The sequence below is a fragment of the Stutzerimonas sp. VN223-3 genome (assembly GCF_045999685.1).
Lineage (GTDB): Bacteria > Pseudomonadota > Gammaproteobacteria > Pseudomonadales > Pseudomonadaceae > Stutzerimonas > Stutzerimonas stutzeri_AR.
This window is the reverse complement of the sequence record NZ_RBEC01000002.1, coordinates 657,326-683,380: the sequence shown is the minus strand read 5'-3', so window position 1 is coordinate 683,380 and position 26,055 is coordinate 657,326. Positions and strand designations below refer to the sequence as shown.

23 protein-coding genes are annotated in these 26,055 nt (G+C 62.7%); 13 read left to right on the top strand and 10 right to left on the bottom strand.

All coding sequences use genetic code 11. From position 1 onward, the window contains the following. Nucleotides 1–7: 7 nt before the first annotated feature. Together D7241_RS12025 and D7241_RS12020 are read right to left on the bottom strand one after the other, a co-directional pair. Nucleotides 8–2,875: a response regulator gene (locus D7241_RS12025; protein WP_408101718.1), complete on the bottom strand. Its 2,868-nt coding sequence runs from the start codon at nt 2,873–2,875 to the stop codon at nt 8–10. Then, nucleotides 2,872–4,035 (bottom strand): acyl-CoA dehydrogenase family protein, encoded by a 1,164-nt coding sequence (locus D7241_RS12020; protein WP_408101717.1) that lies wholly within the window; start codon nt 4,033–4,035, stop codon nt 2,872–2,874. The genes D7241_RS12025 and D7241_RS12020 overlap by 4 nt, the downstream gene beginning before the upstream one ends. Before the next feature lie 730 nt (nt 4,036–4,765). On the opposite strand from D7241_RS12020, the gene D7241_RS12015 reads away from it, so the two are divergent. Genes D7241_RS12015 through D7241_RS12005 form a run of 3 tightly spaced genes read left to right on the top strand, consistent with a single transcriptional unit; the run spans nt 4,766 to nt 8,342 of the window. Next, a complete protein-coding gene (locus D7241_RS12015) occupies nt 4,766–6,094 on the top strand; it encodes a flippase (RefSeq protein ID WP_408101716.1) in 1,329 nt (442 codons plus the stop codon). Continuing rightward, nucleotides 6,091–7,149 carry a nitroreductase family protein gene (locus D7241_RS12010; RefSeq protein ID WP_408101715.1) on the top strand — a complete coding sequence of 353 codons (1,059 nt, stop codon included), beginning with the start codon at nt 6,091–6,093 and terminating at the stop codon, nt 7,147–7,149. The genes D7241_RS12015 and D7241_RS12010 overlap by 4 nt, the downstream gene beginning before the upstream one ends. Before the next feature lie 8 nt (nt 7,150–7,157). Then, on the top strand, nt 7,158–8,342 hold the full coding sequence (locus D7241_RS12005; RefSeq protein WP_408101714.1) for a polysaccharide pyruvyl transferase family protein: 1,185 nt from the start codon (nt 7,158–7,160) through the stop codon (nt 8,340–8,342). A gap of 175 nt (nt 8,343–8,517) precedes the next feature. Here D7241_RS12005 and D7241_RS12000 read toward each other — a convergent pair whose 3' ends face one another. From D7241_RS12000 to coxB, 6 genes are read right to left on the bottom strand one after another with little or no spacing between them, the layout of a single operon-like run. Then, nucleotides 8,518–9,123: a DedA family protein gene (locus D7241_RS12000; RefSeq protein ID WP_408101713.1), complete on the bottom strand. Its 606-nt coding sequence runs from the start codon at nt 9,121–9,123 to the stop codon at nt 8,518–8,520. Between the two features lie 3 nt (nt 9,124–9,126). After that, entirely contained in the window at nt 9,127–10,344 is a 1,218-nt protein-coding gene (locus tag D7241_RS11995) for a c-type cytochrome (protein ID WP_408101712.1), read from the bottom strand. A 4-nt stretch (nt 10,345–10,348) separates the two neighbouring features. Further along, on the bottom strand, nt 10,349–10,978 hold the full coding sequence (locus tag D7241_RS11990; RefSeq protein ID WP_408101711.1) for a cytochrome c oxidase assembly protein: 630 nt from the start codon (nt 10,976–10,978) through the stop codon (nt 10,349–10,351). Then, nucleotides 10,975–11,388, bottom strand: a complete 414-nt coding sequence (locus D7241_RS11985; RefSeq protein ID WP_408101710.1) for a hypothetical protein — start codon at nt 11,386–11,388, stop codon at nt 10,975–10,977. The genes D7241_RS11990 and D7241_RS11985 overlap by 4 nt, the downstream gene beginning before the upstream one ends. Further along, a complete protein-coding gene (ctaD, locus tag D7241_RS11980; protein ID WP_408101709.1) occupies nt 11,385–13,931 on the bottom strand; it encodes a cytochrome c oxidase subunit I in 2,547 nt (848 codons plus the stop codon). The genes D7241_RS11985 and ctaD overlap by 4 nt, the downstream gene beginning before the upstream one ends. Then, nucleotides 13,928–14,938, bottom strand: coding sequence for a cytochrome c oxidase subunit II (gene coxB / locus D7241_RS11975; protein ID WP_408101708.1), 1,011 nt, complete (start codon nt 14,936–14,938; stop codon nt 13,928–13,930). Before coxB ends, ctaD begins: the two co-directional genes overlap by 4 nt. Nucleotides 14,939–15,093: 155 nt before the next feature. On the opposite strand from coxB, the gene D7241_RS11970 reads away from it, so the two are divergent. Continuing rightward, nucleotides 15,094–15,747: a DUF2238 domain-containing protein gene (locus tag D7241_RS11970; protein ID WP_408101707.1), complete on the top strand. Its 654-nt coding sequence runs from the start codon at nt 15,094–15,096 to the stop codon at nt 15,745–15,747. Nucleotides 15,748–15,767: 20 nt separating this feature from the next. Here the strand turns inward: D7241_RS11970 and D7241_RS11965 are convergent, their stop codons facing one another. Further along, nucleotides 15,768–16,175, bottom strand: a complete 408-nt coding sequence (locus tag D7241_RS11965; RefSeq protein ID WP_408102325.1) for a VanZ family protein — start codon at nt 16,173–16,175, stop codon at nt 15,768–15,770. Nucleotides 16,176–16,534: 359 nt separating this feature from the next. Between D7241_RS11965 and D7241_RS11960 the strand changes: the two genes are divergently transcribed. From D7241_RS11960 to D7241_RS11945, 4 genes are read left to right on the top strand one after another with little or no spacing between them, the layout of a single operon-like run. After that, a complete protein-coding gene (locus tag D7241_RS11960) occupies nt 16,535–17,656 on the top strand; it encodes an ABC transporter permease (protein ID WP_255982992.1) in 1,122 nt (373 codons plus the stop codon). After that, nucleotides 17,653–18,441 (top strand): ATP-binding cassette domain-containing protein, encoded by a 789-nt coding sequence (locus D7241_RS11955; protein ID WP_255982724.1) that lies wholly within the window; start codon nt 17,653–17,655, stop codon nt 18,439–18,441. Before D7241_RS11960 ends, D7241_RS11955 begins: the two co-directional genes overlap by 4 nt. Nucleotide 18,442: 1 nt before the next feature. After that, nucleotides 18,443–19,381: an MlaD family protein gene (locus D7241_RS11950; protein ID WP_255982726.1), complete on the top strand. Its 939-nt coding sequence runs from the start codon at nt 18,443–18,445 to the stop codon at nt 19,379–19,381. Further along, nucleotides 19,378–20,007 (top strand): ABC-type transport auxiliary lipoprotein family protein, encoded by a 630-nt coding sequence (locus D7241_RS11945; protein ID WP_408101706.1) that lies wholly within the window; start codon nt 19,378–19,380, stop codon nt 20,005–20,007. Before D7241_RS11950 ends, D7241_RS11945 begins: the two co-directional genes overlap by 4 nt. A gap of 114 nt (nt 20,008–20,121) precedes the next feature. On the opposite strand, the gene D7241_RS11940 is transcribed toward D7241_RS11945, so the two are convergent. Further along, a complete protein-coding gene (locus D7241_RS11940) occupies nt 20,122–20,430 on the bottom strand; it encodes a hypothetical protein (protein ID WP_408101705.1) in 309 nt (102 codons plus the stop codon). Between the two features lie 334 nt (nt 20,431–20,764). Between D7241_RS11940 and rfbB the strand changes: the two genes are divergently transcribed. From rfbB to D7241_RS11915, 5 genes are all read left to right on the top strand, one after another. Continuing rightward, entirely contained in the window at nt 20,765–21,835 is a 1,071-nt protein-coding gene (rfbB, locus tag D7241_RS11935) for a dTDP-glucose 4,6-dehydratase (protein WP_408101704.1), read from the top strand. Next, nucleotides 21,832–22,704 (top strand): glucose-1-phosphate thymidylyltransferase RfbA, encoded by an 873-nt coding sequence (gene rfbA, locus D7241_RS11930; protein WP_408101703.1) that lies wholly within the window; start codon nt 21,832–21,834, stop codon nt 22,702–22,704. Before rfbB ends, rfbA begins: the two co-directional genes overlap by 4 nt. Next, on the top strand, nt 22,701–23,246 hold the full coding sequence (gene rfbC, locus D7241_RS11925) for a dTDP-4-dehydrorhamnose 3,5-epimerase (protein WP_255982736.1): 546 nt from the start codon (nt 22,701–22,703) through the stop codon (nt 23,244–23,246). Before rfbA ends, rfbC begins: the two co-directional genes overlap by 4 nt. Beyond that, nucleotides 23,243–24,154: a dTDP-4-dehydrorhamnose reductase gene (rfbD, locus tag D7241_RS11920; RefSeq protein WP_408101702.1), complete on the top strand. Its 912-nt coding sequence runs from the start codon at nt 23,243–23,245 to the stop codon at nt 24,152–24,154. The genes rfbC and rfbD overlap by 4 nt, the downstream gene beginning before the upstream one ends. A 101-nt stretch (nt 24,155–24,255) precedes the next feature. After that, the gene (locus tag D7241_RS11915; protein ID WP_408101701.1) at nt 24,256–26,055 is read left to right on the top strand and encodes an ATP-binding protein; all 1,800 of its coding nucleotides are present in this window, start codon (nt 24,256–24,258) and stop codon (nt 26,053–26,055) included.

The window sequence follows — 26,055 nt, the reverse complement described above, 5'->3', positions numbered from 1 at the left end:
CGCCGGCTCAAGCCAGCAGATGGCCGAGCAGTTCTTCGAGCTGCTGCATGGAAAACGGCTTGGCCAGTGTCGGGGTGCCAGGTTCGCCAACCGTCGCGCCGTAACCGGACACGTACACCACCTTCAGGCCCGGCTGCATATCACGCGCCTGCGCTGCCAGTTCAAGCCCTGACTGGCCGGGTAGCGTGACGTCGGTCAGCAGGATCTCGAAGCGTTGTCTGCCCAATAGCTGCAGAGCCGTTTCCGCATCGGCGGCGCCTGTCGCCTGATGTCCGAGCACGTCGAGCATTTCGCAGGTCATTTCGAGTATCGCCGGTTCGTCTTCGACGACCAGAACCTGCGGCGACGTTGCCGTCGAGGCGACTGCCTCGAAGACGCCGCTCGAGATTGACGGCTGTTGTCGCTGGGGCCGGCTGGCCAGCAGATGCCGCAGTTTTCGCGCCAGCTGCTCGAGGCGATACGGCTTGCTGATCAGCTCGACACCGGGGTCGAGCCGGCCGCCGTGAACGATGGCGTTCTGCGTGTAACCGGAGGTGAACAACACCACGATGTTCGGCAACAGCTGCTGGGCCTGGCGCGCCAGCTCGGGGCTGCGCAGCGGGCCTGGCATCACCACGTCGGTAAACAGCAGGTCGATCGCCAGCCCGCTCTGCAGGATGCTCAAAGCACTCTGCGCATCGTTGGCGCGCAGCACACCGTAGCCGAGGCTACTCAACTGATCGACGACGGTCGCCTGCACCGCCAGGTCGTCCTCAACCACCAGCACGGTTTCGTTCCCGCCGGTGATCGGCCCGCTCGGCAGCGGTGCCGGTGCCCGCTCCGCCTGCAACGTGCGCGGCAGATAGACCTTGACCGTGGTTCCGTGGCCGACCTCGCTGTACAGCCGAATGTGCCCTCCGCTTTGCTTGGCGAAGCCGTAGGCCATCGACAATCCAAGGCCGGTGCCTTCGCCTTCAGGCTTGGTGGTGAAGAAGGGTTCGAATACGCGCTCGGCCACCTCGGCGGACATGCCGATGCCGGTATCGGATACCGCCAGCAGCACATATTGCCCAGGGGTCACGTCGCCGGCGGCCTGGGCGTACTCATCGTCGAGCATGGCGTTGCTCAGCTCGAGCGTCAGCCGGCCACCGCCACGCATTGCATCGCGGGCATTGATGGCCAGATTGAGCACCACGTTTTCCAGCTGGTTCGGGTCCACCAGGGTGGTCCACAGGCCGCCAGCGACAACCGTTTCGATCTCCACATATTCACCCAGCGCGCGGCGCAGCAAGCCGTCCATGTCGCGTAGCAGGCGGGCCAGATTGGTCGGTGCCGGGCTCAGCGGCTGCCGACGAGCGAAGGCCAGCAGTTGGGAGGAAAGCTTGGCGCCACGCTCCACCGCGGCCGAGGCCAGGTCGATCCGACCGCCGAGACGCTCGTCTTGCGAAACCGCCGCACGTACCAATTGCAGGTTGGCGCCGATGATTTGCAGCACGTTATTGAAATCATGCGCCACACCACCGGTCAGCTTGCCGATCGCCTCCAGTTTCTGCGATTGATGCAGAGCCTGCTGGCTGCGCTCGAGCTCGCAGGTGCGCTGGTCGACCAGCGCCTGCAGATGCTCCTCGGAGCGCTGCAGTTGCTCCTGCGCCAATCGCTGCGCGGTGACGTCATGGCCCTGACAAAAGATACCGGTGATCAACCCATGCTCGGACAGCACCGGCTGGAACACGAAGTCGACATAGCGCAGCTGGCGCGCGGCCTGCCGCGCACGCGGGGCATGCACCGCCACGCCGCGTCCGACAAAGGGACGGCGAGTGGCATAGACGCGGTCGAGCAGGTCGCGCACCGGCTGGCTTTCCATCTCTGGAAAGGCCTCGCCAGCGGGCCGACCGATGACATCGCGATGACCGACCAACTGATAGAACGCGCGGTTGGCCAGCTCTACCAAGTGCCGCGGCCCCTGGGTGACGGCGACGAAACCGGGCGCTTGCTGGAACAGCTGGTACAGGTATTGTCGTTCCGCCTGCAGCTCGGCCTGGTGGGCAGATCGTTGCGTGGCGATAGCGGACACATCGCGGATCGTCAACGAAACGCCGATCAGCGCCTGGGTCTCGTCGCGGACGGCCGAGCAAAGTATTTCCAGCGCTATCGGCTGAGCGTCCTGCAACCAGGTGCTTTCGACCAGCACCGAGCGCTTACCGGCGCTCAGCGCCCGCAGGGCCTCGTCCAGATCCGGATTCCAGAAGTGCAGATCTCGCACGTCCTGACCGACAGCAGCGGCCGAAGGCAGGCCGAACAGCTCTTCGGCACCAGCGCTCCAGAACATCACCTGTTGGCCGGCATCGAGACCGACCATCGCTTCCTGGGCGAAGTCGATGAAGCTCGCCAGGTAATGATCGGCCATCGCCTGACGCTTCTGCGTCTGGCTATCTGGCCGTGCGGGCAGGCTGAGATTGGCAGTGTCCAACGTGGTACGCAGCCGCGCGCGGCGCCGGGCGGTTTGGCTGGCGAGCGCAAGGACGTCTTCCAGGGTGTCGTCATCGGGCACCACCGCCCAATGAATGCCGAGCATCGGCGCCATGCCCAGCTGCCGCCTGAAGTCCGCCAAGGTCGATGGCTCGCGCACGAACAGCAGCTCGCAACGTGACCAACGTTGCCGGGCGGTTCGAGCCAGACCCGCGGGACGCTCGAGCGAAGGCGCGAAGACCAGTACGGCGGGCTCGATCTCGACGGCGTCGGCCCGGCCGAGCCAGTCGGCCAGCGCCTGTTCGCTCAGCAAATGCGTTTCGCTGGCATGCCGGCGGGCCAGCGCATGAATGTCGTCGATCCGATCGCGCTCGGCCTCGCCCGTCGCGACGATGATGATCGACTGGAGCGGTGCTGCGACGGTCATAGCAGCGGCAGGCCCAGTAGGTTGCGTCCGGTCCACAGTTTGAGCAGATCGGTCGTCGGCGACATCACATGACTGGCCCGAGCGTCGCGCAACATTTGGGCGACGCGGCTGTTTTCCCGATAGGCACTTCCACCACAGAGGGTCATGGCCTCGTTGGCCAGCATGATCGCCGTTTCGCCGGCGTCGGCCTTGCACGCGAGAATATAGGGCAGCGCGTCTGCATGGCCGCTATCACCCAGCCGCGCGGCTTCGCGCACCAGCGCTCTGCATTTTTCCAGCGCGACCCACATTTCGCCGAAGCGAATCTGCAAGGCTTCCGCTTCACGCAGCGCGGCGCCCGAATGGGCATAGCGACGATTGCGCAGGTGGTCGCCGGTCGCGTCCAGCGCCGACTGGGCGATGCCCAGGTAAGTGCCAGCCATCGCCATGAGGAAGAACGGCGCTACCACTTCGAATACGTACCAGACCTGATCGCCGGCCTCGCCCAGCAGGTTGGCGCGGGGCACCCGAACATTGTCGAGCCGAAGTCCCCGCGAGGAATTGCCGCGCATGCCGAAGCCCGCCCAAGGTTCGAGCCAAGTCATACCACTGGTGTCGCGGTCGAGAATCACACAACTGAAGTCGCCGGTTTCATTGTCTGCGCCGCCGGCTACCGTCGAGACCACATAGGAGTCGGCATGCCCGCCGTTGGTCACGAACTGCTTGGTGCCGTCGAGGAGGAAATGCTCGCCGTCGGTGCGCAGTGTCGTGCCCGGCAGGTACAAGTGCGCACCGGAGCCGGCTTCCGACAGTGCCAGCGTGGTGAGATGTTCACCCGATGCGATGGCTTCGAGGTAATGCTGGCGGTGATGAGATGTCGCCTTGGCTGCAATCACCGCCGTGCCAACGCAATGCATGCCAAAACACAGCGCCGAAGACGGGCAGGCCTTGCTCAACGTTTCGGTGAGTACACTCAGTGCCAACAGGCCCTGGCCGTGGCCGCCTTGCGCGACGGGCACCTGCAGACCGAACAGCCCGGCTTGCGCCAGCGCTTCAAGAGTATGTGCCGGCCATAGACATTCTCGGTCCACGCGCTCGGCGTTGGGAGCGACGACCTGGTCGACCAGCTGTTCGGTGGTCGCCTTGAGCGCCGAGAGCTTGGGCGTGAGAGTGGTTGGCATGCAGTGAAGATCCTGGTCGGAGTGTTGAGGTCATACAGTGCATGGACACCGCATCCCCGCTACCGACTCCTTGGACCGGCGGAAAAGTCCACAAAGTACTCGGCAGACCGGGCATCGAGCGCCGAGGTCAACAAACACAAAAAAGCCCCGCATCGAGCGATGCGGGGCTTTTCTGTGTAAGGCTGAGTCCTATCCCTTTAGCCGCTCCAAGCGGCATTTCCCTCACGCCAGTCCAGGCGCTTGCGACATCCTTCGCGGCAGCCACAACCGACAACCCGAGAGTCGTGGGCGCGCCGTGCTAGGCGATCAGTGACGCATCAAGATGGGTCATCGATCGGCCAGCAACGGCAGCAGGGTTATGAGCGGTCGTGATGGCAAAAGTTCCACTTTTGAAATGAAAACGCCATCAGATTAAGTGTGACCTAGCCAAACGTCAGTAAATGCAGCTGGGCGAGGCGTGTGCCACAGGTCGCCTTGCGTAGTTTTCAGACCCCACGCTTTCGCGGCCGCAGTGAATTCGCCAAAGCCCCGCCAGACCGCGTCTCGGCGTAATTCGGCCGCTGATGGCCTTTCGCCGAGGCGAACCAAAGGTAACGACCTCGATATATTTCGCGCTATTTGTAGCCGGAACATGCCGAGCGAATCGCGGTCAGCTGTCCGTCGCCACACTCCAGCGCAACTGAAGGCAAGCTTGCCACCACGGAGCCAGCCTTGGGAGCCGGGCTACTCGATGACCGCAGTTACTACCCTCTTCAACAAACTCAAGCTCTATCTATTCAACGCCTCGTGGATGATGGCGGAACGGCTGCTGCATATCGGCGTGGGCTTTCTCACGGCAATCTTGCTGGCGCGGTATCTGGGCCCGGAGCAGTTCGGCATCCTCTCCTATGCGATTTCGATGACCGCCATCTTCGCCTCGGCCGGACATATGGGGTTAGCCGGTCTGGTGGTGCGCGAGGTGGTGAGGAAGCCGGAAAAGGTCCCGGAAACCCTCGGCACCACCTTTCTTTTGAAGCTGACCGGGATGACGCTCGGCTTCATCCTGATCCTGATCTATTCGCTGTTGTTCGAAGAGATCGGCGGCACCGAGTTCTGGATGCTGCTGATCGTCGCCTCGGCGATCTTCTTCCAGACCTTCGACGTGGTGGAGTACTGGTTCCAGTCGCAGGTACAGGCCAAATACCCAGCCATCGCCAAGTCCAGCGCGATCCTGCTTTCGGCCGGGCTCAAGCTATTGCTGGTGCTCAGCGGCGCGGGGGTGGTGGCCTTCGCCTTCGCCCACACCGCGCAATTCATGCTGGCCGCAGCGATACTGGCGATCCTCTACAAAGGCACCACGACCGTCTCGGTGATGAGCTGGAAAGCCAGCTTCGCCAAGGCCAAGGAGCTGCTCAGCCAAGGCTGGATCATCTATGTCGGTTCGATCTTCGCGGTGATCTACATGAAGATCGATCAGGTGATGCTCAAGTGGATGGTTGGCGCCGAAGAGGTCGGAGTCTATGCAGTCGCGGCGCAACTATCGGAAGCCTGGTACTTCCTGCCGACCGCCATCGTCGCGTCTTTCTTTCCCAAGCTGATCAAACTGCACGCCGCCGACACGACGAGATTCAACCAGCGTTTACAGCAACTGTTCGATGTTTTGTTCCTCCTCGCCGTCGCCGTTGCGGTGCTGGTGACGCTCGTCGCCGGGCCGCTGATTTCGCTGCTGTTCGGTGCCGAATACCAGAACTCCGCCTCAATCCTCGTTATCCATATTTGGGGTGGCGTGTTCATCTTCATGCGCGCGCTGTTCAGCCGCTGGATCCTCATAGAGGGCGCGCTGATGTTTTCCTTGGTCACACAAGGCCTCGGCGCCCTGGCCAATATTGGCCTTAACCTGCTGCTGATTCCGCATTACGGCGGTGAGGGCGCAGCCATGGCGACGCTGATTTCATACGCAATCGCTTCCTACGCCGCGCTGCTGGTGCACAAGAAAACCCGGCCGGTGTTTTACATGATGACCCGATCCATCTTCAGTCCATTTCGCTATGCATTCAGCGCCGTAGGAGCCACCCGATGAGCCTCATGTCCCTTGCCCGCGCCCTGCCCGACCCAGTGAAGACGGCGATCAAAGCCACTCGGGACAATACTGGGCTGGCTATGGTCCGGCTGTTTTCCGGCAACGGTTTCCTGTCTTCGCTGTACTACTGCTTTATCAGCCGCGAGTTCGACCGCGAGCACCGTGCCGTACTGCTCGGCCGCCTGCAATTCGCCAGGCTGATGCGTAGCAAGGGCGAGAACGACGCCTTTCTGCGGCGCAACGTGCACCGGCTGGAGAAGGGCCTGATCATGCGACCCCGCCGCAGCACCTTTGCCGAGGATTACATCGGCCCGACGGTCCGCTGCTATGCCGATGCGGCGCAGACCGGAGAGGTCAATGGCCAGCAGCGCTGGGCCAACGACGTGCTCACCGACTATTTCTCCGCGGTCGGTAGTACGCCGCGCATCGATTCGGCCAAGCGCGCGTTTTCCAGTGCGCAGAACCCCGATGAATCGAACCGCCGCGTGCCGTACCCGCATAGCCAGTTGCCGGAATGTCCGGTCAGCTACGAAGAGCTGATGACGCTGTTCCGCCGTCGGCGCTCGGTGCGCTGGTATCAGGACAAGCCGGTCAGCAACGAGCTGATCGAGCAGGCAGTCAGGGCCGCCGCATTGGCCCCCTCTGCCTGTAATCGACAGCCATTTCGTTTCTATGTCAGCAATGACCCCGCCAAGGCTGCCGATGTCGCCAAGTGCGCTGGCGGCACGGCGGGTTTCCACGACAACCTGCCCTGTGTAATCGCTGTGGTGGGCGATCTGAGCTGCTACCCGGAAGCGCGCGACCGCCACGTCGTCTATATCGACGGCTCGCTAGCAGCCATGCAGCTGATGCTGGCGTGCGAAAGCCTCGGCCTTTCCACCTGCTCGATCAACTGGCCGGACGTGGAAGAAAAGGAACGATTGCTGGCGAAAAAACTAGGCCTGGCCTACCACGAACGCACCGTGATGCTACTGGCGGTGGGCTATGCCGATCCAACTGGAGGGATTCCCTATTCGGACAAGAAGACCGAGCAAGACTTGATTGTATTCAACTGAGGTAAGCGATGATTATCGAGATCAGAAAGGCAGGCTTCGTCAATAAAGGCGCCGAGCTCATGTTGCACGCGGCGTTGCAGAAGCTGAAGACCCGGTATCCCGACGCTACCTACGTCATGGCACCGACACCTAAAAAGGCTGAACAACCGTTCCACAAACTCGTTCAGCTGGGTTTCTATCCGAAGGCATGGCTGTGGCGCTACGGCATCCAGTGGGGCGGCCTGGCGAATTTCGCGCCGCGTCCGCTACGCGAAATGTACGGCGTGGTGCTGGACAAGGAAGTTGACGTAGTCATCGACGCGGCCGGCTTCGCCTACAGCGATCAGTGGGGGGAAAGCCCTTGCGCAGAGCTGGCGCAATCGGCCAAACGCTGGAGCAAGCACGGCACTCGAGTGATTTTGTTGCCGCAGGCGCTGGGCCCGTTCAAGTTGGAGAAGAACCAGGCGGCGATGAAGACCGTTGTCGATAACGTCGATCTGATCTTTCCGCGCGAGCGCATCTCCTACGAGCATCTGACCGGGTTGGTCGGTGAGCAGAGCAAGATTCGCCAGTCGCCCGATTTCACCAATCTGATCTCCGGCGTGATTCCGCCCAATTTCGACGCCGTGCAGAACCGCTTCTGCATCGTTCCCAACTGCCGAATGCTGGACAAGACCGACCAGAAGACGCGCGACGCCTACCTGCCCTTCCTCATCACGTGCACCCGCTATTTGCTGGAGAAGGATGCCAAGCCGTTCGTGCTGGTTCACGAGGGCAAGGACGACCTGATGCTGGCCGAGAAACTCTCGGCGGCCGTTGGCGGTATCCCGATCGTCAGGGAAAGCGGTGCGCTGGAAATCAAGGGCATCCTCGGTGCCTGCAGCGGCACGCTGGGCAGTCGCTTCCATGGCCTGGTCAGTGCGTTATCGCAGGGCGTGCCGGCGCTGGCGACCGGCTGGAGTCACAAATACCAGATGCTCTTCGAGGATTACGGCTTCCCAGATGGATTGGTCGAGGTGACCACCGACGAAGCGGAGATCAAGCGCAAGATCGATCTGGTCACCGACGAAAGCGCGCGGATCGAGGCACTGATTCAAGCTCGCACTGCGCAGCTCAAACAGCAATCCGAGCAAATGTGGCAGCGGGTGTATGCCGTGATCGACCAGTGCGAGCGCGCGCGCCAGACGCAGCACCACACCGCCGGCGCCGCCTGAGCCTCACGGAAACAGGCCTGGCGAGGTACTGAAAAGCTGCTTGTGCTAGCAAGCGGTGGGCTAAAGCCCACCCTACGGGTCTCTGACGAATCAGTCTTGTAGGGTGGGCTTCAGCCCACCAACAATCGGAGTCAGCGGCAACAGGCCTGGCGGCGTTCCGCTTCAGCCCACCTGCTCAGTCACGCCGCGCGAAGCGCTGGCGGAGCAGCCTGTACAGGTAAAAGAGCACGAACAACACCACCACACCGGTGGAAATCGGATCAAGGTATTCGGAAACCTTTTCATACTGCGATTCGAGCAGAAAGCCCGCCAATGCCAGCAGCGCCGTCCAGAGCAACGACCCCAGCGTCGAATAAATCAGGAACAGCGTCATCGGCATGCCGACGATACCGGCCGGCACGGAAATCAGCGTGCGCACCGCTGGCATCAGACGGCCAAAAAACACCGCGCCCTTGCCGTGCCGGTCGAACCAGTTGCTCGCTTTGTCGACGTCTTCCGGCGACAGGGTCAGCCAATGCCCCCAACGCTTGGCGAGGCGCTTCATGCGTTCCTTGCCGAGCTTGGCGCCGGCGTAATACCAGGGCAGCGCACCCACCACCGAGCCAGCGGTGCCAGCAGCAATCACCCCGGCAAAATTCAGCTCGCCGCGCGCCGCCACGAAGCCCGCGAGCGGCATGATCAGCTCGGACGGAATCGGCGGAAAGATATTCTCCAACAGCATCAGCGCGAACACGCCCACATAGCCAAACGCCGAAACCACTTCCACGATTTTGTCGTACATCGGTTACCTCTGTTGTGGTGATACGGCGGCCGGTTTGGTAGCCAATGTCGATGCCACCTGCTGCGGCAACGATGCATAGTAATCCGCCAGCGCCTGCATTTGCTCAGGCGTCAACCGCTGCGCGGCGCTATGCATGATCTGCGCGTATTCGCCGCCGCCACGCGTGCCGGAGTTGAACAGCTCCAGCTGCTGCTTTAGATAGCTGGCGTACTGTCCGGCGATGTTGGGGTACATCGGGTTGCGCGGACCGGTCTTCGGACCGTGGCAATGCACGCAGGAGGGGATGCCGCGCTCAGGCACGCCGCGTTTGGCAAGTGTCTTGCCCTCAGCAAGCACAGCGGGCGTTGGCGCTGGAGCGTCCGTCCGGCTGACCGTCGGCAACTCGGCGAAGTGCCTGGCCAGCGCCTGCAGCACCGGCGGCTCAAGCCCGGCGGCAATCGGTTGCATGATGCCGCTATGGCGTTTTCCATTGGCGTAAGCCTGCAACGTGCCAAGCAGATAGGCCTCGCTCTGCCCGGCCAGCCGCGGGAAGGCGCCTTGCCCACGTCCGCCGCCGTCTTCGGCATGGCAGCGATTGCAGTTGGCCAACACCGGGCCCAGCGGATCACCAAGCGAGCGCAAATGATCAGGCGTCACCGGCTCGGCGGCATCAGCGGCGCGCTCGCCCAGCGCAAGCTCCCGGTAGCGCGCGGTGGACATCTCCGGCAGCGCCTGGAGAAACGCCACCATGGCCCAGACTTCATCCTCACGCTTGGACGCCGGCCAGGCTGGCATGGCGGTGTACTTGACGCCGTTCTTGACGATCCAGAACAGCTCCTGCGGCTCCCAGCGCTCGATACGCGGCGGCAGGAAGGGTGGTTCCGGGGTCATCTGCAGCGCGATCAGCGATCGCTCACGCCCCGGCGCGCCATGACAAGTAACGCAGCCGGTTTCGTAGTGGCCGGCGCCCTTGAGCACCAGTGCCGGATCGTCGAGCGGCGGCACCTCGATGCCCATCGACTGGGTGCTCACCGCGCGGCGCATGGCGTAATGCAGCACCCAGCCGGTCGCCGCCCAGTGGCCGGAGCTGGCGCTGATCGACACCAACCCCAGCGAGATCAGCAAGAAGCCGCCGGAGCCTGCGACCGCAATCATCAGCGCCACTGCCGCCAGAACGCGTTTCCACGAGCCGCCCGTCAACCAGCGCAGCCACCGGCGCAGGGGCGTCGAGAGTCGCTGCATTCGCCTAGCTGACCGAAACGGCATGGCGCTTGTCCTGTAGAAGGCCACTCAGCAGATACAACCCGCCGATCAGGTAGGACGTGCCGCCGAATATCAGCATGATCACGCCGCCCAGCTGCTGATCCTCAAGCGGGCCGAGGCCCGACAACGCTGAGCCGGTGTGCTCGAACAGCGGTCGGTTCGCCATCGTCAGCAGCACGCCAAGCAGCGTCATGTGCATCGAGGTCAGCAGCAACCCGGCGATGCCGGCCAGCGCACGCTGATGCCGGACGCCGCCGAACGCCGCGAGCCACACCAGCAGACCGACGACCAAATAGCTGCCTTGCTCCAGCAACTCGGCGGACTGCGATGTGCGTGCGGCATGGTGCAGAGCCGGCATATGCCAGGCCCAGACCACGAATAGCTCGATCACCGACGCCAGAACCGGCGAGAACAGAAATGGGATTCGGCTGGAGAAATCCAACCGGCTGCCAGCGAGGCCGATCGCCAGCAGCGGCGCCGCGACCGCCACCACCATCACGTGCATCAGCATGTGCCCGACGAACAACCGATCGGCCATCGCCGGTAGCGGGCCGAGCCACACCGCCGCCAGCGTGGTCAGGCCCAGCATCAATGACAGCGGGCGCCAGATCATGCGCAACTCCGGATGAAGACCACACAGAGGGCGACGAAAACCGTCGCGACAAAACTAAGACCGCTAAGCAGCAGTGTCGAAAAGCCCAGAAACCGATGGCGGTCGGCGGGCGTATCGAAATCATGCGGTGCGGTGGCGTTACCAAAGCTGTGCATACGCCAACCGCGCCAGCCGGTCGCGGCTATACCGATGAGCGCTAGCAGCGTTAGCACACCGATGACGATGCGCACGTCAGCCAACGGTCCCGTACGCCCCGCGACCTTGGCGCACCAGACCGCGGCCGCCGCATAGGACAGCACGAAGTGCACCGCCCAGATGGCCGGCCCGAAGGTTAGTAGCCAGAGCGTAACCCGCTCGTCAGGCGGCGCTTCGGCGTTATCTTCCGGCCGGATTTCGGTTCGCTCGCTCATGCGACCTCCGGGAAGCCGGCAATGACCGCGACGGTCACGACCAAGGTAATCGCCATGAAATGCCAGTAGAGCGCGACATTACGGATATCGATATCGTGCTCGGCGGTCATCCGCCCGGCAGCCCGGCGCGCCAGGCAGTACAGCTGCATGATCAGACCGATGCCCAGGTGCAGCAGGCACCAGAGCACCAGCACCCAGACGGTCGCTGGGTATACGTTGCTGGTCGGATCGAGCCCGCTGAAATGCGGCCCGGCCCACAGCGAGTAGGCGCCCGCCAGGGTCAGCAAGACGGCCAGCCCCAGCGCGAGGTAGAAGCCCGTCGCCTGATCGCGGTCATTGCAGCGGCGTGCCAGCAGCGTCAAACCCCAGGAGGCGAGGATTAGACCCAACGCGATCAACGGCCAGACCACACCGGGACCGGCGGCGTCCGCGGGTGGGAAATCCTCATGCACCGTCCAGAAGAAGAAGTAGCCGAACACCAGGCTGGCGAAGGCGCTCATGTCACCGATCATGGTGATGAACATCGCCCACCAGCCCACCGACTTGGCGCCTGAGGCATAGAGCGGCGCCGACACGTTCAGGCCGATGTCTTTTCGCGGCTTCTCCGGAATCACCGCAGTGCCCGTCCACAGCCAGATAAGAATGGTTACCAGGGCTAGAAAGCCGCTGGTCAGCGCTGCGACGTACCAGCTGTAGGTGGCGAAGATAAACAGGCCGCCAGTGAAGACCGCCGCCCAGAAGCTGAGAAAGGTCGGCCCGGGCACCCGCAGGCATTGGATCGGCTCGGCATCGATGATGCTGCTGATCAGCGTCTCGCGCTTGCCCTCTTCGGCATCGGGCAGATAAAAGCGCCCGGCATCGACGTCGCGCATCAGATTCGGCTGGTCCCACAGTGGGTAGCGGCTCTTGATGATCGGAATCGAGCGCACGCCCCAGGACTTGCCGGGCATTTCCGCTAGCCATTCCAGAGTGCCGGCGTTCCACGGGTTGCGCTTGCTGTAAGGCTGCTTGCCCTTGGGCCGCAGCACATCCCAGACCAGCACCGCGACCCCGGCGGCGAGAATGAAGGCGCCGACCGTGGAGACCATGTTGAGCACGTCGAAGCCCATGTCCGGCGCATAGGTATAGACCCGCCGCGGCATGCCCAGAAGCCCAGTGAAATGCATCGGCAGAAAGGCGATGTTGAAGCCGATGAACATCAGCCAGAAGGCGATGCGTCCGAGGCGGTCCGAGAGCGTTTTGCTCATCGCCAGCGGGAAGAAGTAGTACAGCCCGGCGATGACCGGGAACAGCATCCCGCCGATCAGCACGTAATGCAGGTGGGCGACGATGAAGTAGGTGTCGTGCGCCTGAAAGTCGAACGGCGCCAGCGCCACCATCACGCCGGTCAAGCCGCCGAGGACGAAGATCGCCAGCGCGCCGGCGACGAACAGCATCGGCACCGATTTGACGAACCGCCCCGCCAGCGCCGTGGCGAGAAAGCAGAAAATTTGTACACCAGTGGGTATCGCCACCGCCTCGGACGCCGCCGAGAAGAATGCCAGCGATATGCCCGGCATGCCGGTGGTGAACATGTGGTGCACCCACAGCCCGAAGCTGATAAAGCCGGTGCCCACTGCCGCCAGAACGATGAAGCTGTATCCGACGATGGGCCGCTGGGCGGCGGTGGGTACGATGGTCGCCACCAGCGCCACCGCCGGCAGGAAGATGATGTACACCTCCGGATGGCCGAATATCCAGAACAGGTGCTGCCAGAGCAGCGGATCGCCGCCGCGAGTGTGGTCGAAGAACGGCCAGTCGAACGCGCGCTCCAGCTCGAACAGCAGGTCCCCGGCGATCAACGGCGGGAAGGCGAACAGAATCATCCCGGCCACCACCAGGATGTACCAGGAATACAGCGGGATCAGGTTGATGCGCATCCCTGGCGGTCGCGTCTTCAGCACACCGACGATCAGCTCCACTGCCGCCGCGATCGACGATACCTCGATGAACGACAGCCCGAGCAGCCAGATATCCGCGCCGAGTCCTTCCTGATAGCTGGTGGTCAACGGCGGATACATGAACCATCCACCCTGGGGCGCGACGCCGAAGAAGATCGAGCCGCAGACGAACACACCGCCGATGATGAAGCACCAGAACCCGTAGGCCGACAGCCGCGGAAACGGCAGGTCTCGCGCGCCGAGCATCTGCGGCAGGATCAGGATCGAAAACGCCTCGAAGATCGGCACGCCGAACAGGAACATCATCACCGAGCCGTGCAGGGTGAAGACCTGGTTGTAGGTGTCGGCAGACAGCAGGTCGTTGTTCGGCACCGCCAGCTGGGCACGGATCAGCATCGCCAGCACGCCGGCAAAGAGGAAGAACAGGAACGCTACGCCGGTGTACCAGAGGCCCACTTCGGTGTTATTCACCGCCGACCAATAGCGCCAGCCGGTGGGTGTTTTCCAGGCGGCGGCAAGGCGTTCGGCTTGCGCCTTGGCATGGGCTTCTTCCTGCGGGTTGCGATTGCTCTCCGGCTCGGTCACGTCCATCGGCTCGCTCATTTCAGTCCGCTCAGGTAGTGGGCCATGGCGTTCAGCTGCTCACCGGGCAACATGCCGAAAGCGGGCATTCTTACATCCGGTTTGATCTCGCCGGTGTGGCCGATCCAGCGCTGGAACGCCTCGACATCGACCGGCAGCGTCCCGGCCGCGAGGCTCAGGCGGCTGCCAACGTGGGTCAGATCCGGCCCGACCGTGCCGTCGGCCTCGGTGCCGCGCACGCTGTGGCAGGCGCCGCAGCCGTTGCTGAGAAAAGCGCGCTGGCCTGCTTGCTGCAAAGCCGAATCTGGCGCCCGTGCCGGCTGCGCCTGCCCCGCAAGCCAGTCGGTAAAGGCTTCCGGCTCCATCACCACCACGGCGAAATTCATCAGCGCATGGGACGCGCCGCAGTATTCGGCGCAGGCGCCGCGGAAAGTGCCGGTGCGTGTTGGCTCCAGCACAAGCTCGTTGGTGCGGCCGGGAATCATGTCGACCTTGCCGCCAAGCGAAGGAATCCAGAACGAGTGGATTACGTCCGGGCTGGTCAGGCTGAAGGCCACCCGCCGGCCCACCGGCAGGCGAATCTCATTGGCCAGCTCCACCTTGTCGCCCGCCTCAGTCTGATAGCGCACGCGCCACCACCACTGCTCGCCGGCCACGTCGACTCTGAGGCCGATAGCCTCGGTGGAGCGCAGCTGTGGCATCAGCATCAGCCCGTAGATCAGCAGGCCGGTCAGCACCACCACCGGGAAAATGATCCCGCCGCCGATGATCAGCCAGCGTGCACCGCGAATACCGTGCGCTTCCGGGTGCGCCTGGGTCGCGTAGATGGCGATGCCCATCACCGCCGCCCAGATGACGAGCGCGCCACCGCTCATCCACCAAAACAGCTCGGCGATGCTCTGTGCACCCACGCCGGCGGGATTCAGCGCGGACTGTTGTCCGTCACAGCCAGCCAGCAGCGTGAGCAGCGCCAGCCCGAGGCCATGCGGCGATAGCCTCGCTCGGATGCTGCCGGTCAGAGTGGGCACATAGTCCGCCTCGCTAAGGGTCCAGCTTTTGTGACCCCTCTCAGGCGGAAAAAGTTGGATAGCGGCCGGCTACGATATCGGCCCCGGCCGCTGGACGGACCCTCTTGCCGCTGCGCTGGTCCCACAAAGGAGACAGTGATCGATCAGGAGAGAACATGGAGACAGACCGAAGCCACCGACGCTTCCTACTGACGCTGGCTGGGCTCTTTCTGATGGTTTGGGGGGCGCTCGCCATCGCACCGTTCAACCGCCACGATTGGCTGCTGGAAAACCTGCTGGTGCTGGCCCTGGTTGCCGCCCTGCTGTTTGGTCACAAGCACTACCTGCCATCGCGTAGCGCAGCAACGCTGATTTTTCTCTACCTTTGTGTCCATCAGTTAGGCGCGCACTACACCTATGCCAACGTTCCTTACGACGCCTGGTGGCAGACGCTGACCGGAGAGAGCCTGAACGACCAGATGGGCTGGGAACGCAACCAGTTCGACCGGCTGGCGCACTTCAGCTATGGGCTGCTGCTGGCCTATCCCATCCGCGAAGTGCTGATCCGCCTGGGCCTGCGCCCAGGGTTCTGGAGCCTGGTGCTGCCAGTAGATATCGTGCTCTCGACCTCAGCGGTCTACGAGCTGATCGAATGGTTTGGCGCCGAGATGCTCGGCGGTGGGCTGGGACGCACCTTCCTGGCGACACAGAACGATAGATGGGACCCGCAAAAGGATATGGCTCTGGCGACAGCCGGAGCGATTGTCGCCATGATCGTCACTGCGCTTGTCGTCAAAACACAGCGCTCACACAACGATTCGGCCAGCTGATGCGCTACGCCGACCACGCTTCAGGGTCGCGTGGCTTCCGCGGCGCGCTCAACCTGCTCCGATGCTTCCGGATCGGTAGTCACGCCGATACGCCGCAGGTACCAGCGATACGCCAGGGACGAACTGGCCCAGCCAAGCAGCACGCCCAAGGTGTTGGCCAGCATGTCTGCCAGCGACGCCTGCCGATTCGGCAGCAATCCCTGTGCAATCTCGATCATCAACGCTGCGGTGAGGCTCAGCACGATCGGCCAGAGCAGGCGCCACTGCGGGAATGCCAGCCGCATGGTGAACATCAATGCAGCAAAACCGAGCAGGTGGTGCAGTTTGTCCTGTTGATCGAACGCCTGTGGAATGGGGTCCGGACGCAGCCCGGTAAAAAGGATCACCGCCAGCACAGCGAGAAATGGCAGATAGCGCAGATTATTCATCGACAAATTAAAAGCTCTCGCGGGTCGGTAGATGAGAGATACGAACGACAGGGCCCTAAACAGGGCCTTTACGGAAGACTGGCCGCTTGAGCTACCAGCGCATGACGCGATGCGTACGCCGTCGAATGCGGCTTGCACGCTATGAGGCCGAACAGGTGCGATAGTTCGCGGCGCGCTGTAACAAAATGCACCTCGCCGACGGGCTCGTTGCCACAACCAGGCCGGTTGGCAAAACGGAACCACCAGAATCTGGTCGAACTGATAGCATTCGCCAAAGCCGCGGCGACAGGCACGAGCCTCGCACGCCACACGTAAACGGGACCCAACCCTTGACGCAATCCACTTCGCCGCCGGGCAGTCTGCAGCGGCAACCGACTAGCGACGCGCAGGCCGCCACCCTGGCCATCGGCGGCGACTGGACGCTGCAGCACTACGCGACACTCCGGCGAGAGATCGAGCGGACGCACCGCCAGGTAACCGAGACCGACAGAATTGAGCTCGATGCCATTGGCGAGCTGGATACCGCTGGCGCCGGTCTGCTGGTCGAACTGCTCGGTCCCGCTCGAATCGCCCGGCTGAACGAGTGGGCGCCGCAACTTGCCCCTGAGCGCCAGGCTTTGCTGAAGACAGTCGCCGTGGCGTTGGACCAGCCGGAAGCCGAGCAGACCCCGGATACCAATGGCCTGACCGATGTTCTGGCGCATGTCGGGCGCACCGTGGCCGCCGTCTGGAATCAGCAGCGCACCCTGCTCGGCTTCATCGGCCTGACTCTGCAGACGCTGTTCACGGTCATCCTCAACCCACGGCGCTGGCGCGTGACCGCACTGGTGGCGCATATCGAGCAGACCGGCCTGGACGCCATCCCTATCGTCGCGCTGCTGACTTTTCTGGTCGGTGCGGTGGTGGCCTTTCTCGGCGCCACAGTGTTGGCCGATTTCGGCGCGACCATCTACACGGTCAACCTGGTAGCGTTCTCTTTCTTACGGGAATTCGGTGTGTTGTTGGCTGCGATCCTGCTCGCCGGGCGCACCGCCAGCGCCTTCGCCGCGCAGATCGGCGCGATGAAATCCAACGAGGAAATAGACGCGATCCGTACCCTTGGCCTCAGCCCGATCGAATTGCTGGTGCTGCCGCGGGTGCTGGCGATGCTGATCACGCTGCCAATCCTGACCTTTATCGGGATACTCAGTGGCATCGTTGGCGGGCTGGTGGTCTGTTCGCTGGCGCTGGATATCTCGCCGGCGATGTTCTTCACCATCCTGCAGCGCGACATTCCGCTCAATCACTTTCTAGTCGGCATCGGCAAGGCGCCGGTGTTCGCTTTCCTGATCGCTGTGATCGGCTGTCTGGAAGGTTTCAAGGCCAGCGGCAGCGCGCAGTCGGTGGGCGAGCACACCACTTCCAGCGTGGTGCAATCGATCTTCATGGTGATCCTGCTCGATGCCATCGCCGCGCTGTTTTTCATGGAGATGGGCTGGTGAAATCAGACGAACCCGTGATTCAGGTCCGCGGTCTGGTCAACCGTTTCGGCAGCCAGGCGGTGCACGTCAACCTCGACCTGGACATCCGCCGCGGTGAGATTCTCGGCGTGGTAGGCGGCTCCGGCACTGGTAAGTCGGTGTTGCTGCGCAGCATCGTCGGCCTGCGTCGGCCCAACGCCGGCAGCGTCAAGGTATTCGGCGAGAACCTGCTGAAGCTTTCTACGCAGCGCCGTTCAGAGGTCGAGCGCCGCTTCGGCGTCCTGTTCCAGCGCGGCGCCCTGTTCACCTCGCTGAATCTGCAGGAAAACGTCGCGCTGCCGCTGATCGAACACGCCGGGCTCAAGCGTGCCGATGCCGAACACCTGGCGCGGCAGAAGCTGGCGCTAGCTGGCCTGCCACCGGAAGCTGCCTGCAAGTATCCCGACGAGTTGTCCGGCGGCATGGTCAAGCGTGCCGCGCTGGCCCGCGCATTGGCGTTGGACCCGGAAGTGCTGTTTCTCGACGAGCCAACCGCGGGGCTGGATCCCATCGGCGCCGCAGCGTTCGATCAGCTGATCCTAACCCTGCGCGATGCCCTGGGCTTCAGCGTATTTCTGGTCACTCATGATCTGGATACGCTCTATACCATCTGCGACCGCGTCGCGGTGCTGGCGCAAAAGCGCGTATTGGTGGTCGATACACTGGAAGCGGTCGCCGCTACCGACGATGACTGGATTCGTGAATATTTTCACGGCCCGCGTGGCCGCGCGGCGCACGAAGCGGCGCTAAAGCTGGAGAATTTTTAAGATGGAAACCCGTGCCCATCATGTATTGATCGGACTGTTCACCGTTATCGCAGTCGGCTGCGCGCTGGTTTTCGCGCTGTGGCTGGGCAAGTCCAGCATGGACCGCGAATACAGCTACTACGACATCGGTTTCAGCCAGGCGGTAAGCGGGCTGTCCAGCGGCAGTTCGGTGGAATACAGCGGCATCAAGGTTGGCGACGTGACCCAGCTGTGGCTGGAGCCGGATGATCCACGCAAGGTCCGCGCACGCATTCGCGTCTATGGCGGCACGCCAATCAAGACGGACACCCAGGCGCGCCTGGCATTGGCCAACATCACCGGCAGCATGGTCATCCAGCTGCACGGCGGCACCCCGGAAAGCCCGCGCCTGGAAGGCGATTCCGACAACCCGCCGCTGATTGTAGCCGACCCGTCCTCGCTCAGCGCGCTGCTGGAAAACGGCGAGGACCTGATGAGTAATATCAACAACCTGCTGCTCAGCGCCAACAAGGTCTTCTCCGAGGAAAACACAACGCGCCTGAGCAGCACCTTGGAACATTTGGAGCAAGCGACGAGCGTGCTGTCCGACCAGCGCGGCGACCTAGCCCAGACGCTGCAGCAATTCAATCAACTCAGCCAGCAGGCCAATACCGTCATGGGTGAGCTATCGACTTTGGCACGCAACGCCAATGGATTGCTTGATGAACAAGGCCGCAGCGTGCTCGACAGTGCTGCGCAGTCGATGAGTGCGCTGGATCGCACCACCTCCCGCCTGGATACGCTGCTCGAAGAAAACCAGGGCGCGCTGAATAACGGCATGCAGGGTTTCAACGAACTGGGGCCGGCGATCAACGAGCTGCGCTCGACCCTCGGCGCGCTGCGCCGGGTCACCCAGCGCCTGGAAGACAACCCGAGCGCGTTCCTGCTCGGCCGTGACAAACTGCAGGAGTTCAACCCATGAGCCTTCGCCGTAGTCCTCTGCCCCGCCTCGCTCTGTTCGGGCTGTTCGCAGTGCTCTCGGCATGTTCGATATTGCCGGACTCCGAGCCGTTGCGAATTTTCCTCCTGCCTACCGCGACGACACCGCAGCGGGCCAGCGAGCCGACGCTGCAGCACGCGTTGCGCATCAATACTCCACAGGCCAGCCGCATTCTGTCCGGCCAGCGCATTGCCGTGGTCCCGCAGGGCAATCAGATCAGCGCCTACCAGGGCGCACGCTGGAGCGATGCGGCGCCAGTGCTGCTGCGCGACCGTCTGATCGAAGCGTTCCAGCGTGACGGGCGCATGCCTTCGGTGAGCAACGAGGATGTCAATCTTTATGCCGATATCAGCTTGCACAGCGATTTGCGCGCGTTCCAGAGTGAATACGTCGACGGCGAGCCGCAGGTACTGATTCGACTCGATGCGCGCCTGGTGAACCGCCAGAACCAGCACACCCTGGCCAGCCGGCGTTTCGAGGTTCGCCAGGCCAGCGCCGATCCGAGCGTCGAAAGTGTGGTCGAGGCGTTCGGTCAGGCCAGCGACACGTTGAGCCAAGAGGTTCTCGAATGGACCCTTTCCCACGCAAAGCAAATGCCGCAAGGCTGAAGCGTTCACCGCCTCACTTCCCAGCAGTTGTTCGCCGGGAGTCTAGAGACCCGAGCAGTTCGTCATAGCCGGGGTTCACGGATTGAGTTGGCTACGTCAACACGCCTGGCGGCGCTAGCCTTCGCTACGAGTAGACTTGGCGGAACCAGGGTTCTCAGGCGAAGAGTGCGTGACCACCCCGGGTTCCGAGCCAGATGTGTTCGGCGCAATCCCAGCGACAGCGCTGAGCTCGCGCCACTTCTGGTCGAAGGTCGATTGGATTGTCGAGACTCGGGACACCATGCGGCGGCTGGCGATGCGCGCAGCGGGATCCTCGCTGGCCATGAGTTCGAACGAAAAGGTCGTCAGCGCTTCGGATAATTGGGAAATACTCTGCGCAGTGAGGCTAAGCAACTCGGCGAGCTGTGCGTTACGGGTGGGCATTCCATTGCTACCTGTCGTGAATTCCGAGGCGATATTACTCATTTGCGCCAACTGCGCCACCCATCCCTTTGTATCGTGAGGACCGCTGAGCGAGCCAGTGTGCTGCTCTGCGCAAAATCTGCACAAAAAGAGCGGCCGACTTCGCCGCGTCCGGGCCGTTACATGCGTCCGATCTATCGTCGTCATTGTCTGTCAGGCAGCGCCGCGGCAGACTTTCGCCGAAGCCTTATCCTCTCCAGCCCACAGCTGGGAATTTTTATATTTTCGGCAGGTCTATCCTGCCGACATGCCAAAGAGCCCGTTGCTCTGTAGCGCGCCAAGGAAGCCTATCATCATGCGCATTCTCGTCACCGGCGGAGCCGGATTCATCGGCTCTGCACTGATCCGCCATCTCATCCAAGACACCGAGCACAGCGTCCTCAACCTGGACAAGCTGACCTATGCCGGCAATCTCGAGTCGCTGGCTGAAGTGCAGAGCAGCGATCGCTATCAGTTTCTTCAGGCCGACATCGCCGATCGCGAGCGGGTAAGCGAAGCGCTGCTGGAATTCCAACCGGACGCCATCATGCACCTGGCCGCCGAATCCCACGTCGATCGTTCAATCGACGGCCCGGCCGAATTCATTCAAACCAACATCGTCGGCACCTACCAATTGCTGGAAGCGACTCGTGCTTACTGGCAGACACTGCCCGAAGGCCGCCGCCAGGCCTTTCGTTTCCATCACATCTCTACCGATGAGGTCTACGGCGACCTGCACGGTGTCGACGACCTGTTCACCGAGACCACGCCCTATGCGCCCAGCTCGCCGTATTCGGCCAGCAAGGCCTCTTCCGACCACTTGGTTCGCGCTTGGCAGCGCACCTACGGGCTGCCGGTCCTGATCACCAATTGCTCGAACAACTACGGCCCCTATCACTTCCCCGAGAAGCTGATCCCGCTGGTTATTCTCAACGCACTGGATGGCAAGCCGCTGCCCGTCTATGGCGATGGCGCCCAAGTACGCGACTGGCTGTTCGTTGAGGATCACGCCCGCGCCCTGTTCAAGGTCGTCAGCAAAGGTGAAGTCGGCGAGACCTACAACATCGGCGGCCACAACGAGCAGAAGAACATCGACGTGGTGCGCGGCATCTGCGCCCTGCTCGAAGAACTGGCGCCGCAGAAGCCGGAAGGTTTGGCGCGTTATGAGGACCTGATCACCTTCGTCAAAGACCGCCCTGGCCACGATCTGCGTTATGCCATCGACGCCAGCAAGATCGAGCGCGAGCTGGGCTGGGTCCCGCAGGAAACCTTCGAGACCGGCCTGCGCAAGACGGTGCAGTGGTACCTCAACAACCTCGAATGGTGCCGTCGCGTTCAGGACGGCAGCTATCAACGTGAGCGCCTTGGCGCACTGGAGAACGCATGAAAGGAATCATCCTCGCCGGAGGCTCCGGCACCCGTCTGCATCCCATCACCCTGGGCGTATCCAAGCAATTACTGCCGATCTACGACAAGCCGATGGCCTACTACCCGATTTCGGTACTGATGCTCGCCGGCATCCGCGACATTCTGCTGATCTCCACACCGCAGGACCTGCCGCAATACCGCAACCTGCTGGGCGACGGCAGCCAGTTCGGGGTCAACTTCAGCTACGCCGAACAACCTTCGCCAGACGGTCTGGCCCAGGCTTTCCTGATCGGTGAAGAATTCATCGGCAACGACTCGGTGTGCCTGATCCTCGGCGACAACATCTTCCACGGCCAGCACTTCACCGAGAAGCTGCAGCGCGCGTCGGCGCAGAAAAAGGGCGCCACGGTGTTCGGCTACTGGGTCAAGGATCCGGAGCGTTTCGGCGTTATCGATTTCGACGAGTCAGGCAAGGCGTTGTCGATCGAAGAGAAGCCGGCGAAGCCGAAATCCAGCTATGCCGTCACCGGTCTGTACTTCTACGACAACGACGTGATCGAGATCGCCAAGTCGATCAAACCGTCGCCGCGTGGCGAGCTGGAAATCACGGACGTCAACAATGCCTACCTCAAGCGCGGCGACCTCAACGTCGAACGCTTCGGCCGCGGCTTCGCCTGGCTCGACACCGGCACCCACGACAGTCTGCTAGAAGCTTCGCAGTACGTGCAGACCATCGAGCACCGCCAAGGCCTGAAGGTCGCCTGCCTGGAAGAAATCGCCTACCAGCACAAGTGGATCGACCGCGAGCAACTGCTACAACGCGCCGATGCCCTGGGCAAGACCGGCTATGGCCAGTATCTGTTCAAGCTGGCCGGTGAAGACGCATGAAGATCATCGAAACCGACATTCCCGACGTGCTGATCATCGAGCCCAAGGTGTTCGGTGATGAGCGCGGCTTTTTCTACGAAAGCTTCAACGCCGCCGCCTTCGAGGCCGCAACCGGCCTCAAGCGCACCTTTGTTCAGGACAACCATTCCAAGTCCCAGCGCGGCGTACTGCGCGGGCTGCATTACCAAATCCAGCAGCCGCAGGGGAAGCTGGTGCGGGTCGTAGCTGGCGAAGTGTTCGACGTAGCCGTGGATCTGCGCCGCAGCTCGCCGAGCTTCGGACGTTGGGTCGGTACCCGCCTGAGCGCCCAGAACCAGCGGATGCTGTGGATTCCCGAGGGTTTCGCCCACGGCTTCGTGGTACTCAGCGAAAGCGCCGAGTTCCTTTACAAGACCACCGATTACTACGCACCGGCCCATGAACGCTCGCTGCTCTGGAACGACCCGCAGATCGGCATCGAGTGGCCGTTTCAGGAACTACCGCAGCTATCGCAGAAAGACGCCGCGGGCAAGATACTCAGCGAAGCGGAGCTGTTTGCATGAAAATCCTCATCACCGGTAGCAAGGGGCAACTGTCTCAGGAGCTGCAACTGGCGCTTGCCGGTGAAGGGAGAGTGCTCGCCTTGGGACACAAGGCGCTGGACTTGGCCGAGCCCAAGCAGATTCGCCAGCAAGTGCGCCTGCTACGCCCTGACATGATCATCAACGCAGCCGCCTACACGGCCGTCGACCCAGCACAGGGCGATCGTGATCAGGCCTTCGCGGTGAACGCCACCGGCCCTGGCGTGCTCGCAGAGGAAGCTGCAGCTCTTGGCGTGCCGCTGATTCACTATTCCACCGACTATGTCTTCGATGGACGCAAGCTCGAGCCGTATGACGAAGAGGATCAGCCAGCCCCGTTGAGCGTTTATGGCGCAAGCAAGCTGGCCGGTGAACAGGCGATCCAGGCGATTGGCGGCCAGCACCTGATTCTGCGCACCAGCTGGGTCTACTCGCTGCACGGTCGCAACTTCCTGCTGACAATGCAGCGCCTGTTGCAGGAACGCGACTCGCTGTCGGTTGTCGACGACGAGATCGGCGCACCGACCTGGGCCGGCACCATCGCCGCGGTTACGGCTGATATGGTGCGCAAGTGGCGTGACGGTAGCGGCGGACCCAGTGGGTTGTATCATCTGTCCGCCACTGGCGAGACGTCCTGGTACGGTTTCGCCTGCTGCATCGCCGAGCAGTTGGATCAGCAAGGTCGCCTGCGCGCCACACTCGAGCCCATCATGTCCAAGGACTACCCCACAGCCGCTCAGCGCCCGCTCAATTCGCGCCTTAGCTGCGCACGCTTGCAGCGTGAGTGGAACGTTGAACTGCCGGACTGGGAAACCGCTCTGCATCAGTGTCTCGACAACCCGCGCAACAGCCCGGCAGAGCACAGTTTCGAGGCTACACAGGGTGTTTGATTGGGGCCGGCGCTGCTGAGGCAAGCCGTCCAGCCCCCGTCCTGGTGGCGCCCATAATTCCCTGAACGTGCATAATGTGCCCGAATCACAGGCGCATCCGCATGACTCCTCCTGAATCTCCTCGTCGTCCACGCTGGCGCAACCTGGCCTTGCTGGCCTTGTTGCTCGCACCACTGCTGTGGCCGTTGCAGCATCTGGCCGAGCGGTACTACAGCAACGAGCTGATCGAACAGAATCGGCAGACACTCGATCTCTATGTGGCCAATCTGCTCGGCTCATTGCGGCGCTACGAAGTGCTGCCGCGCATCCTCGGCGACCTGCCGACTCTGCGTACCGCTCTTCGCCAGGCCGACAACCCAACCGCCAAGGATCAGGCCAATCGCCTGTTGAACCGGTTACGCAAGGAAACCGGTGCCGACGTGATCTACCTGATGGCACCGGACGGCAATACACTGGCAGCGTCGAACTGGAACGATGAAGACAGCTTCGTCGATCGAAACTTCGCGTTTCGCCCCTATTTCAGGGAGGCCATGGCCGGCGGGCTGGGGCGCTTCTTTGGCCTGGGTACCACCTCCGGCAAGCGTGGCTATTATTTCGGCGCGGCCGTGCGCGACGGCACAGAGGTGCTCGGCGTGCTGGTGGTCAAAGTCGAACTGGACCATACCGAGACGCTGTGGGGCAGCACCCCGGAGCAACTCATGGTGACCGATAACCTCGGTGTGGTGATTCTGACGTCGCAGCCCGAATGGCGTTTCCGCGCGAGCCGAGCATTGGATGCCGACGACCGCGAGCAGATCGCATCCGACCGCCCATACCCGACCCTCGAGCCCCTGGACCTGACACTCGATATCGACGCCTGGTTGATCCAGAGCCGAGAACTCAAGGAAATCGGCTGGACGGTACGCATCCTGGCGCCGATCAGCCTGGTCGAGCGGCCGGTACAGACCGTCGAAGCGATCGGTGCGGCAACCCTGGCGACGCTGTTGCTGTTGATCGGGTTAATGATGCAGCGACGTCGGCATTATCTCGAGCGCATTGCGCTGGACGCCAAGGCGCGCCAGCAGCTGGAGCGCCGCGTACAGGAGCGGACCCAGGATCTGGAAGCGCTCAATAGCAGACTCAAGCTGGAGGTGCTCGAGCGCGAGCAGGCGCAACAGGAATTGGTCCGCGCCCAGGATGAGCTGCTACAAGCCGGCAAGCTGTCGGCGCTTGGCACGATGTCGGCGAGTATCAGCCATGAGCTCAATCAGCCGCTGGGGGCTATCCGCAGCTATGCGGACAATGCCCGGGTGCTGCTCGACCAACAGCGCAACGAGGAGGCTCGCGACAACCTCAGGCTGATCAGCGAGCTAACGGCGCGCATGGCGTCGATCATCGCGCATCTACGTGCCTTCGCCCGCCGCGACCGTCATGCGCCGGAGCGGGTGGCGCTGCAACCGGCACTCGATGATGCGCTGGCGCTGTTGGCCAAAAGACGGCAGGCAATGGGTGTCGAGCTGATCCGCGACCTACCGGAAGCCACGCTCTGGGTTCAGGCCGGCGAAACGCGGCTGCGGCAGATTCTTTCCAACCTGCTGGCCAATGCGCTCGACGCGCTCAACGAGCGACCGCCGGTACGGCGCATCTGGCTGCGCGCCGAGCGCCAGGGCGATGGCGTGCTGTTGACTTTGCGCGACAATGGCTCGGGGTTTTCCGCCGAGGCATTGCAGCGCTCCCGAGAACCCTTCTTCACCACCAAGACCAGCGCACAGGGGCTAGGCCTGGGCCTGGCCATCTGCGATACGCTGACACGCGCCCTGGGCGGCGAGCTGATCATCGCCAACCATCCCGAGGGCGGCGCCCAGCTCAGCCTCTATCTGCAATCCGCCGATCCCGGCGTCGCCTTCCCGAGCGAGGACTAG